An 11,981-nucleotide genomic window follows, 5' to 3' on the forward strand; every position below is an offset into this window, starting at 1 on the left:
TGCTTGATTGCCTCATCTACATCGGCACGAATTGCGGTGCGATATGTCGGTTGCCCCTTATGTTCGGTATTCCACTCACTATAATGTTTGGACTTACCCGGTTCGGCGTTATCTATGATGGATAGCCCATAGGCTCGGCATAATTTATCCGATTCCTGTTGCATATCTCGATAATCTTGGGCTGAGCGATAATACCGTAGCCCATCGGCAAACGATACAGTATTCACAACGAAGTGATTGTGCAAACATCCGCTGTCAAGGTGCGTTGTTACCAACACCTCAAATTTGTTGCCCCATAATGTCTCTGCCAACTTAACGCCAATCTCATGGGCGATTTCGGGCGTAGCTTCATCAGGTGCGAATGACTGTATGCCGTGATAGGCTGCGACACCCTCGTCCTTGCCGAATTTACGTTTGGTGGCAAGCATGGCATCCCGTGCGGTGCTAGGGCGACAATTGACACCCGAAATATAATACTGCATATGCTCGGTCTCATTGCTCATCACTTTGGTCTTGCGGCTCTGCATGGCATAGCCGATAATATCACCGAGGTCGCTTTTCTCTGTCGCCTCTCCGGCATAGACAGGATTTGATGTTTTATCAGGGTTTTCCACATAAATGACGAGCTTGCCTAGCCACCCCTTAACTGCCCATATCGAGGTATACGCCATCAGCGGCTCATGTCACGCGGCAACATGACGGCGTTAGTAATGTCAATGATGGCACAATCTAGTTCGGCAACTACTTTGATATATCGCTCTATATCTATGCTACCCTGCAATTTCGCCTGCTGCACAATTTGGTCTAATTTGCTGCCTATGCCATTCAGCACTCTCATCATTGAAAAGTAATCCGGCGGCGGCATATCAGTGGGAATAAGGCTCTTAATAAGATGGCGCAGATATGCGTTTTGCGACATTCCGCTTTTCTTGATTTTTCTTGTCAGTCGCTTATGCTCGTCATGTTCTAAACGGAAAATAACTTGTTTTTTTCCATTCGTCATTTTGAGATTCCTCCATTCTGCAAGGGGTTTTAGGGGACGGCATACGTCCCCTAAGAAGGTGAAATGTTATCATTTCACGTTGCTTGCTGGTAATCAATCGCGCTAAAAGTTCGACTGTTCTTTAACATTCGTCGGTATCGAAAATTCCACATGATTTGTCTTGTGTCACAAGGAAGTTTACTTGCTCGTTGCGGGTAGCATCCATTTCGTTGATGCCATCGCGCCAGCCCTGCGCTACAATATCCCGTGCATCATGCGGGCTTTCCGCGTCTACTGACACATGGAACATTCGTGTAATTTTTACGATATACCGTTTCAATTTGGTATACGGCTTCATCTCATAATAACCTCATTTCTTCTTGTTTTTATTTGTTTCAATCGCTCACAGAGATACTCGTTGTAATCCGCGCCCGATGGCGGGCAACGTGACGTTACATCCACGGACGTCTGTGGACACAAGACGGAGAGTAACTCTTGAATTGCAGCCGCCGCCATGCGCCCGGTCTCGTCGTTGTCGAAACGGCATATGACGGTATGGGTATTTGGAGTGCGTTCAAAGTGCCGTTCCAATGCGGCGGGCAGCTTTTGCATTGCCTTAGATACGCCGGACAAAGACAGCAAATCGTCCTGCCACGGGTCGCGTCGGTGCAGTTTCATGAGCGTGGCATAGGATAGCAAGTCAATCGGGCTTTCAAATAGCTGTATTGTGCCGCTTGGCGTTGCGGCGGGCACACCGAAGCTATACCGCTTCTTGCTCCCACTAGCCTCGCCCATGAAATTCTCTCCTCTTGAAGCGGCATAGCGAATAACACCATTGCCGTCCTTGCCGACAAACACGGCATTGCCGTAGGGGTCACTCTCGTAAAGCAACCCCAAGTCGTGGCAATGCTTGATGATAGCCGGGTCAATCCCGCGTTTCATCAGGTACGCCGCCATGCGATGGGTGGTTTTGCTCTTGCGTGGCAGAATAAACTCTTTCGGCGATGTGTTGCACGGAGGCGACGGTCGCCCTGCGGGCGCAGGACGGGGGTAGTACAAACGCTGACCCAAAATCTGCTCGACGGCACATGACAGTGACATTTTGCGTACTTCAATGAGATAATCCAGCGCACTCACGCGCCCAAATCCTTGTGTCCACCAGTACCACTTGCCGTTGGATATTTTCAGACTGTCATGTGTCTTAGTGGTGTAAGTGTTGCTGCTCAACTGTACCAATTCGTCCGGCTCATAATGTTGGAGATAGGTCAATAAATCCATCTCCCGTGCTTTGGCAAGAGTTTTTTTGTCTGCCCAGCGGCGGCGACTCATTTTACTGTTCATAAAATTCACCGCGCTCCTGCAAACGCTCTATTGCCTGCCGTCCTCGCGTTTCGCTCCTCTGCTTCTTCAAGGTCACGCTCGTCCGGCTCACAGTCCGCCACCACAGGGTCGCGCTCGTCCAACTTCAACTCACCTGTAAGATATTCATATCGTGCTTTGGCTTCGTTAAGCATCTCCTCGTACTGGAAGGGGCGCGTCACTTCTTCTTCCGCTGTTTCAAGCTGCTGCTTGGTATGCGTGAGGTGTTGATCGGCATCTTGCACCATCTTTTCAAGCCCGTCGATTTTGTTGTCTATGCGCGTGATGTTGCCATAAATGTCTTGCCCCAACTCAATTGAGTGTGTCGCCGTGCCGAAAAGCGTGAGATAATACTTGTTTTCAAAGGTGTTGAAGGACAGCCCCATATAAAATCCTCGATATTCTCCCAGCGTAATGGCAGCCTGTAAACTTTTCACCGATTTACACATAGCCAAAATCGCGCTGCCTGCCTCCTTTTTATCGGTGTACAATTCCTTACCTATTTGCATCGTTGGAAAGTCGTTTGTTTTAGGTTGCTTGTCGCGTGTAATAATATCGGCTTTGTACCCTGCGATTTTCTCTTGCAATGCGCTGATAGTACGCGGGTAATCGGTATTGATTTTACGCTCCAACTCCCACTTCGCACTTTTGTCGCTGGCTTGCAGCATCGAGAGTTTTTGCACATCCAACGCAAGTTGGGCGTGTTCGATAAAGAGCGGGTCACCTGTCGCCAACGCTTTGATTTCGGCATAACTCAGTACAATACCGTCAATGTCAGCAGCAATACGCACAGGCGTTTTAGAGGTCATCACTTGCGAAATAAACTTTTGCTTCGCCTCAATCAATTGATACATATAGGCATCAAAAGTTCTCTCAGTCACATAACGAAACACATCAATCTCATCGTTCATGTTATCTCGGCGCACACCACGCCCCAGCCGCTGTTCAAGGTCACTCGGACGCCACGGACAATCGAGGTCATGGATTGCCACAAGTCGGTCTTGCACGTTCGTACCTTCACCTAGTTTCTTGGTACTGCCCATTAAGACACGCACCTCGCCGCTCCGCACTTTAGCAAACAGTTTCTCTTTCTGTACATCAGTTTTGGCGTCGTGAATAAAGGCGATTTCCTCTTCGGGAACGCCTTTTGCCATCAGCTTTTGCTTGATGTCGTCATAGACATTAAACTCGCCGTCATTCTTTGAGGTAGACAGGTCACAGAAGACAATTTGCGTTAAGCGTTCTGCTTTGTTCTTCTCCCAAATGTCGTAGACATTTTCGACGCACACCGCCGATTTGCTGTTCGGGTTATCGGGTAAGAGTGGATTCATCAGCCGTTGGTCGAGTGCGAGCTTACGCCCGTCGTTCGTGACTTTGAGCATATTGTCAAATTTGGGGTCTACCCCTTGCCGGATTGCTTGCGCGCGCTCGGCAAGGCCCTGCACCATCTCTACCTGCAATTCGCTTGGCTGTACCACGATATTGTGATACCTTGCCTTTGGCACGGGGAGATTGAGCATATCAGCCGTCTGAATATCGGCAACTAACCGATACAGCGACATGAGTTCAGGCAGATTGTAGAAATTCGCAAATTTTGTTTTAGGTCGAACGCCTACCCCTTCGGGCGCTAACTCCAGCACATTCACCGTTTCGCCAAACGTACTCGCCCATGCGTCAAAATGTGTCAGCCCGCGTTTTACAAGCTCCTCATATTGGAGATACCGTTGCATGGTGTACATCTCCACCATACTGTTTGAAACAGGCGTACCTGTCGCAAAGACAGCGCCGCGTCCGGGCTTGCGCTCGTTGAGGTATTGGCACTTCATGAACAAATCCGACGACTTCTGCGCCTCAGCTTGCGATATGCCGCTGATATTACGCATCTTGGTAGCAAAAAAGAGATTTTTATAATGATGTGCCTCGTCTATAAAGAGCTGGTCTACACCCAAATCTTCAAACTCAATGACATTATCTTTTCTGCCTCGTTCATGGAGCTTGGCAAGCCTTGCTTCTAACCGTCGCTTGATTTTCTCCTTCTGCTTGACGGTGAATTTGTCTGCGTTCTCTTTCTGCGCCCTTTCAATCGCCTCAGTTATATCGTCAATCTGTTGTTTAATCATGCGCCATTGACGGTCTAAACTCATAGGAATTTTTTCAAACTGACTATGGCCAATGATGACGGCATCATAATCGCCTGTGGCAATCCGCGCACAAAACCGCTTGCGGTTCTTTTTCTCAAAATCCTTTTTCGTTGTAACGAGGATATTGGCGGCGGGATAGAGCTTCATAAATGCCCTGCTCCATTGCCCAACGAGATGATTTGGCACGACCATCATGTTCTTGTTTGCCAAACCCACACGCCGCGATTCCATCGCGGCGGCAATCATGGCATAGGTCTTGCCCGCCCCGACGCAATGCGCCAGCAGCATATTTCCGCTATACAAATTCCGCGCAACGGAATCCACTTGTTGTTTATCCAGCTTTATTTCGGGGTTCATGCCGGGGAAAGTCAAATTCTCTCCGTTGTACTCGCGCAGTCTGATGGCATTGAAACGGTCATTGTAGATGCGGCACAGCCGCTCACGCCGCTCTTCGTCCTTCCATATCCAATCGCTGAAATGTTGGGCAATAAGGTCTTGCTTGGCAAGTGCCGCCGCTGTTTCGACCTTATTCAGCTCTTCCTTGCCGTCCCTGTCAGGTGGATGGAAAACACGCACATCACGGAGGTTGAGCAAATTCTCAATCAGTTTGTAGGCATTGACCTCTTTCGTGCCGTAAATAGAGATTGCTTGAACATTGTTGCGGTCAACGCTTTTTTCGCTGATAGACCATTCGCCCGTCAATTCACAGTAGCGCACCTTGATTTTCTGCCGCCCGATGTCCGATGTTTTGAGTAACTCGTATATAAATTGTTCCACAACATCGGGCGGCAGCCATGTCGCACCCAACCGCACCGAAATATCGGTGGCGGGTAGGTCTTTGGGCTGCACCGCCTCCAACGCCTGCATATTAACTGCATATTGCGGCTCATTCTCAACAAATCTTTGCGCTTGCTTCAGTTTCTCCCGCACATCGCCGGACAGATACTCGTCGGCGGTGATATAGGTTTGGCTGACGGGTTCGAGGAACATGACGCCCTCTAACGCGGCGATGACTTCATCCTCGGTCTTGCCGCAAAGTCCCGCCATATAAGGCAGGTCAACTGTTGCCCTCTCCGACAGCGACACCATCAACGCCTCATTTGCCGTGTCTACACGGGTAATCTCAACATAGGGTCGGATGGTGCGCTTACTGAACATATCAGCCTTACGCTCGAATCTGTCATTTTTGTCCAACACTTCGAGCGAGCATAGCAGCGCGTAAGAATCGTCTTGGCTAAACGCCATGCTGTTACCGCGTGAGTGCAGTAATCCATACTTTGCTGTGAAGCTATCATAAAGCGTGTTAAGCTGCGCTTGCTCGGCTACGATGTCCTCATCGGGATGGCCGTCTGACTGCAATCTGATAAGGCGGCGCACACAATCGCGCAGTTCCACCATGCCCTTGATACGGCTATCCATCGTGGCGGGTACTTCCGCCCGCTCCATACGGCTGTCTATGCGGTAATAAATAGCGTCATCCACCACCGTAAAGCAATAATTGCGGACATTCGGGTCGGCGGGAATGCTGCTCTCGTCACGCGCTAGGTCGTCTTCATCGCGCTCATGGTCTGGTATTTCTCCCTTGATGTGCATTACTGCTTCATCGAGCAGCTCGGCAAGGCCGCTATTTGGATGCGGGTGACAAGCTGTTTCGTTCACCCCGCCGTACATCGACCTATCATAGCGCATTTCGCCCAACATCATGTGCGGGTTGTCGGCAAAGTAGCTGTTGACGGCGATACCGTCCGCAGTTTTGCCGAGGTCAACCCAATCGGGGCGGAGTTCTGTCTGCTCAATATCTATCATGCGGTCGCGCTTTTGTAGGAAGATGATGTCTGTGGTGACTTCTGTTCCCGCGTTGGCGAGAAAGGCGTTGCTCGGCAAACGAATTGCGCCCACAAGCTCGGCGCGTTGCGCGAGGTATTTGCGAAAAGTGGGGTTTGTCTTGTCGAGTGTTCCTTTGGAGGTCACGAACGCCACAACGCCGCCGGGACGCACTTTGTCGAGCGTCTTGGCGAAGAAGTAATCATGGATATTGAGTTTTAGTTTGTCGTAACGGCGGTCTGTGAGTTTGTAGTCACCAAATGGCACATTACCGATGGCAACATCGTAGAAATTATCGGGTATAGCAGTTTTCTCAAACCCCTGTATTTCAATGTTGGCGTCGGGGTAGAGGTGTTGGGCGATGCGTCCTGTGACGCTGTCCAACTCCACGCCGGAGAGTTTACTGCCGCTCATACTGTCGGGCAACAACCCGAAGAAGTTACCGACGCCGCAGGACGGCTCAAGGATATGGCCATGAGAAAACCCCATGTTTTCAAGGGCTTTGTACATAGCCTTGATAACAATGGGGCTGGTATAGTGGGCGTTGGGCGTGGACGCTCTTGCGCTGTCCCAATCTCCGGGCGAGAGCGCGGCGTTGAGTTCAAGATATTCGTTCGCCCATGATGAATTGTCCGGGTCGAACGCCTGCGGCAACCCGCCCCAGCCGACATAGCGAGAAAGGATTTCTTTCTCCTCATCCGTAGCATCGCGCCGTTCAAAGGCAAGGTCATTGAGTAACTTGATGGCGTTCATGTTGGCACGAAACTTCGCCTTTGCCCCACCATGTCCGAGGTTGTCGTCGGTGATGCGGAAGTTAGCAACAGAGTGTTTGAGAGCGTTGGCAGGCTCAGACTGCCCGATAGATGTTGGCGCAGCACTTTGGGCAACATCGTCAGCCGAGGGCGCAAGGGTTGCGACCTCTTCGGATGGTGGTGTCGGCTCTTCGATGCTTTCAGCCGCAACAACCCGCATGAGATGGTCGTTTTTGGGGTCTGCGGCAACAACATGGTCAAATGCTTCACGAAGCTCATCACGAGGAATCAGCGGGAAATCCGGGTCTAAGAGTTGAACACCACTATCATTAAACGATATTATCTCATGTTCCGCGCCGTTGAAATGCACCGTATCGCCCACTTGATACATGAGCTGGCGGGGATGGAGTGCGTTTAATTCGTTCGAAAAGTTATAGCCATTATTTCGCTCGAAAATGCCTGACGCCCAACCGCCGACTGAGTTGAGTGCAGCGGCAAGACCCTCCGTCATAATCGGGCTTTTAAGTGCTTCCTCAATCTGTGGAATGGTAGCAAAGTTGTTAAGGTCAACATTTGTTTTCGATGCGGATTTTTCTACGGCATACGGCGACAGCCCCTCGATGAAGTCTGCCAGCCGTTGGGGTAAGGTGTTGCGCTTCTCGGCAGGCTCGACCTTTGCCATCGCGTCGATGAAGTCCTCTTTGGCTTTGCGGGCGGCCTTTTCTGCCTGCTCTTCGAGGTATTGCGGGTATAGCTCGGCTTTGTCACGCTCGGTCAGAAAAAGGTCTGCGGCGAGCAGTTCATCTATGCGTTTAACAAGATTGCTATAACTCACCGTTGCCGTGGCATAATTTTCATCAAGATTTTTGCTGCGGCTGCATTTTAGCCCCTTGCCGCTGTATTTAATATCAATACCATCAACTTTTGCGCCGAAAGAGCGGCCGCTTTCTTTTAGAAATGCCTCTTTTTCCTTCGCTGTGCGTTCTTCTTTGAAGAACTCGTAGATATAAAAACCAGTATTGCCGCCTTGTGCATAGCGAATTACTTTGTCTATTTCATCCTGTGTGATAAAACTAGGCTGCAGCGTTATGGCTATTGGCTCGGCGGTATAGACGAGAGGGGTACGCAGCAGCCCGGTTATGCGCTCCAGTACCTCTTTCGGTTGGTGATGATGCCAGCGAAGAATACTGCGGTCTGCTTCGTAGGCAGAGGCAAAGGCGTGGAGTTTATCGGCAATATTTTCAAGCTCATGTTGCTCTTTCAATAGTCCGATGACATCCTCTACCTCTTTTGCCTCGCTCGGCAGCAGGCTATTTTGCTCCTTGTCCGCCCGCTCATGGTTCAAGAAATACAGCTTTGAGGCAACCACCGATAACTCGACATCGTCTGCTTTATCTAAATCTTCCTGTGAGGCAAATTGCCCTTGCTTCAATAACCTGTCAACAAAGCCTGCCGCCGCAAACCACGAAATGTGCCGTGCGTTTTCATTATGCAACGCCGTATCGCCTGCGGCGATACGGATGCCATTCTCATCAAACCAAACTGAAACACGCTCATTATCGAAAAGAAAGCCTTTGCCGCCGATGCCGTATTCATTTCTGAGGAAATAACTTTTTTCTGATAACCCATAATCTTTTTTGAAGTGTGCGATAATATTAAGGATGCTGTTGTGCCTATTACTGCCGCTGGTGAGTATTGCATCCACCATTTCATCGGTAATAGAAAAAGCGGGGGATGGTTCACCCTCTGCTTCTCCAAGAAAATTCAGTTGTTGCTCTGCCGATGGTAATGGTTTTATCCGTAGATTAAGCTCTCCACCATCTCCTCCGCTCGATGACGGATATTGTTCATCCTCTGCACCCATGCTATTTGGTCGGCTGCTTTCAGCTCCTCCGTCACGCCCTCGGCTACTGCCATCCGTTTGACGGTCTGTTCCACTTGTGCCGTCGCCGTTTCGTCGATGTGAGCCAGATGCTCGTTCAGCGTCAAGGACATTTTCATGTTCGTGTACAGTATCGGGCGGTGTTCTTTTAGAAATTGGAGGCGTTGCCGTCCGTATTTGCCAAGGATTCTCGGCGTTTCGGGCGGCAGCGTCAGGTTCGGGACGAGGTAATCGCCCTCTTGCCGATAGGTCAGTTGATTCATGTGTATTGCTCCTTTCGCTGTATTTACTTTTAGTATCGCTGATAATTTGCTCATTTGCAAATGTGCGATTGCGGCGTGTCGCTGCTGACATTGCCGAATAACGTTGATGGACTTCTGTATCATTCTGCCCGCCATTTAATGCATCCATTTCCATACCTTTGGCAAATGCAAGAACCGTTTTAGATATTTCGCTCAAACATTGCTCTGCAATGGCACGGGTCGAAACACCCAGCACGGCAGTCGTTTGCGGGGTGTTGAAGTCTGCCGCATACTGAAAATCCTCATCGGTGTAATATTGCCTCGCGTCAATCCCGCAACGGGTCAAGAGCATATACGCGACACTGTTTTCTACGGCGATGTGGTAACGGGCTTTGACACTTTGGTCGTCCAATACTTCAAGGGCACTGCCCTCGCGAACAAGTGATAGCTCATGTAGGTAGTCTGTGATGTTGTCCTCAACCATGTTTCTCGCCACTGACATGAGTGCGGTGGCGAGATTGCTACTGTTCATCAATTCGCCGAAATTGTTTTGAAGTGACTCGATGACCTCGCCCTCGAAACGTTCGTCCATCTGCCAAAGCGGGACAGGGCGGGAGTTTGCGCTTCCGTGGGTGTCGGCAATGTCAAAATAGTGTTTTAACCGTTGATTGCCCTCATCAAAGACGGCGATGCCTTTCGACCCGCGATTCACCCACCGTCCGAAACGGCGATTCCAACGCTCGATTTCCAACACCGCTGTGGCGTCGGGGCGTTGGGCATAGACGAGGACTTGCTCATCAAATGTTAGTTTATAGTTACGACAGGCGGTACGCAAAAACGCCTGCCATGCGCTTGGCTTATCGGTTACATCATGCAAGGTCGCTTGATACAACTGCGTAATGTGTTGGTATTTGCTGCTCAATACTTATCCTCCTCTGCCATTGCCGCGATTGGGTGCGCTGATACTATCCCGGCGATTATCTGCGCGCTTGCATAAGTCGGCTTTTGCGGCATCAAGGGTGTCAAAATAGTTGCCCCAATCATAGTTGCCCTTGCTGCTCTTATGACCTTTCCATCAAGATATTCACTAAAAAGCGGGTTTGATTTATGATTGCACACAAGATAGAAATTCCCATCTTCGGCTGCCATGTTTTCGCCTAATAAAATCTCTACGCTGTTCATCCACATGGCGTTGGTGACTTCGTAACCCGTATCGCCAATCATCCGCTTTTCGCTCATATCGACATCTCCGAAAGTTCCTCTAACAACCACTTGGATTGTTCCGGCAAGAGGTTATCAAAATTTCCATCGTTGGTCGTGGCGCAGATGATGAAAATTCCCGCAATTACATCAATTGCCTCGCCATAATCGTCAAAAATGACGCGATTGACCGGAGCAATGTCTTGAATATCATCGTTACAAATAATCACAATGCTCTCGTCCTGTTCGTAAGGGAATAGCACCAGCGGCGAGCCGCCGATGGTGCGGAATATTTCGTGATAGACGTTTGTGACGTCTTTTTCATAGGCTGCTTTGTTTGGTTCTACAATGATAATTCTCATATCGTTTTTCTCCTTAATCCAGTACAATAAATTTGTTCGCCGCTCTGCCGCCGTCCTCGTGGTATTGCGGTATGATGTCGATATAGCCTTCGCGTTGTAAATGTCTAAAATTGCGGCGCACCGTGGTTTGGCTGATGCCTAACGTCTCCGATACGCGCCGTTGTGAAAGTGTAATGCTATTGTTTTTGCGGAAAACGGGCAAATAGCTACAAGTGCCGACAACGTTATTCGGCAATGCCAGCGAGAGTCCGTTTCCTGCGCGCGACACGCTGCCTCGCGCATCCAATGTGTCCAGCAATAAGAGATAGAGCAGCTTGCCGGAAATGGTGCTTTTCAAGCTGCCTGCTAAACGATAATTTTTGTTCATGTGTTACTCCTTTTGTTTCAAAAATGGCATAAAAAAAGACTTCGTAAGAAGTCGTCATGTGTTATCTGCGCCCATCGTGACCGCCACGGTCGTTGTTTGGCGGTGGCATGGTTCGGCTCTTTTGCAGCAATTCAAGAGCCTGTATGATGGTTGCCGTTATTTTTTCGGGTGAAGTGTCGGGCTTGAAAAAACGGGCGATGGTATCACGCGGGATTTTGATTTTCTCGGCTTGGTTGGGCTTTTCTTCTTCCATGATGGAGCAAACAACGCCTTTATTAAGCTGGCTCTTATCTCGGAATTGCAACATTTTCCGTGTTTGTGCGTGAGATGGGGTGCTGGCCGTTGTTCTGATGGCATCAAGAACCCAATGTTGTGCTTCTTCCGGCAAGTCGGCAAGGTCTACGGCGGGTCGCATGGCAATTTGAAATGCGTCCTTTGTTCGTAATGCCCAATCATCGACCATCTGCAATAGTTCGGGGATTAACTTGGCAAGACTAATATAACGATAGATTTGATTTTTACTTTCACCGACTTGCTCTGCCATTTTTGCAACTGAGGTTTTTTCTGAAAAATTATTCCCCACTGGGGAATAATTTTCTTTACATGGTCTACCAGCTTGCCGCTTCATCGCGTCACGCCTCATTTTATAGGCCCTTGATTTTTCGCTCGGCAGAATCATCTCACGTTGTAAATTACTATCTACCATGATGATAGTCGCTTCGTCATCCGTGTAATTGCGAACAATACATGGTATCGTAACAAGCCCGTTTATCTCACAACCCTCTTTACGGCGGTGTCCGGCAATCATTTGGTATCGGCCATCTCCCGCAGGGCGCACAATTGCAGGAACGAGAACACCATATTGTGCAA

Annotated in this window: 10 protein-coding genes; all 10 read right to left on the minus strand. The window is 49.5% G+C overall.

Translation table 11 applies throughout. The features are described 5' to 3' along the window. Positions 1-671 (minus strand): relaxase/mobilization nuclease domain-containing protein (locus FWE06_09775; protein ID MCL2547449.1); only part of this gene is annotated, 671 nt, incomplete at its 3' end. Next, positions 671-1,003, minus strand: coding sequence for a plasmid mobilization relaxosome protein MobC (locus tag FWE06_09780; protein MCL2547450.1), 333 nt, complete (start codon positions 1,001-1,003; stop codon positions 671-673). The genes FWE06_09780 and FWE06_09775, both read right to left, overlap by 1 nt. A gap of 121 nt (positions 1,004-1,124) precedes the next feature. Further along, a complete protein-coding gene (locus FWE06_09785) occupies positions 1,125-1,340 on the minus strand; it encodes a DpnD/PcfM family protein (GenBank protein MCL2547451.1) in 216 nt (71 codons plus the stop codon). Continuing rightward, positions 1,337-2,323, minus strand: a complete 987-nt coding sequence (locus FWE06_09790; GenBank protein ID MCL2547452.1) for a DUF3991 and toprim domain-containing protein — start codon at positions 2,321-2,323, stop codon at positions 1,337-1,339. The genes FWE06_09785 and FWE06_09790 overlap by 4 nt, the downstream gene beginning before the upstream one ends. A gap of 5 nt (positions 2,324-2,328) precedes the next feature. Continuing rightward, positions 2,329-4,728, minus strand: a complete 2,400-nt coding sequence (locus FWE06_09795; protein ID MCL2547453.1) for a hypothetical protein — start codon at positions 4,726-4,728, stop codon at positions 2,329-2,331. 4,124 nt (positions 4,729-8,852) lie between these two features. Beyond that, complete coding sequence (locus FWE06_09800; GenBank protein ID MCL2547454.1) at positions 8,853-9,203, minus strand: TnpV protein; 351 nt, start codon at positions 9,201-9,203, stop codon at positions 8,853-8,855. 897 nt (positions 9,204-10,100) lie between these two features. Beyond that, positions 10,101-10,421, minus strand: coding sequence for a hypothetical protein (locus FWE06_09805; GenBank protein ID MCL2547455.1), 321 nt, complete (start codon positions 10,419-10,421; stop codon positions 10,101-10,103). Continuing rightward, positions 10,418-10,744 carry a DUF3846 domain-containing protein gene (locus FWE06_09810; protein ID MCL2547456.1) on the minus strand — a complete coding sequence of 109 codons (327 nt, stop codon included), beginning with the start codon at positions 10,742-10,744 and terminating at the stop codon, positions 10,418-10,420. The genes FWE06_09805 and FWE06_09810 overlap by 4 nt, the downstream gene beginning before the upstream one ends. 13 nt (positions 10,745-10,757) lie before the next feature. Next, complete coding sequence (locus FWE06_09815) at positions 10,758-11,111, minus strand: winged helix-turn-helix transcriptional regulator (protein MCL2547457.1); 354 nt, start codon at positions 11,109-11,111, stop codon at positions 10,758-10,760. Between the two features lie 61 nt (positions 11,112-11,172). Next, positions 11,173-11,981, minus strand: an 809-nt coding sequence (locus FWE06_09820) for a ParB N-terminal domain-containing protein (protein ID MCL2547458.1), incomplete at its 5' end; no start/stop codon positions are given.

Source organism: Oscillospiraceae bacterium, from assembly GCA_009780275.1.
Classification (GTDB): domain Bacteria; phylum Bacillota; class Clostridia; order Oscillospirales; family UBA929; genus WRAI01.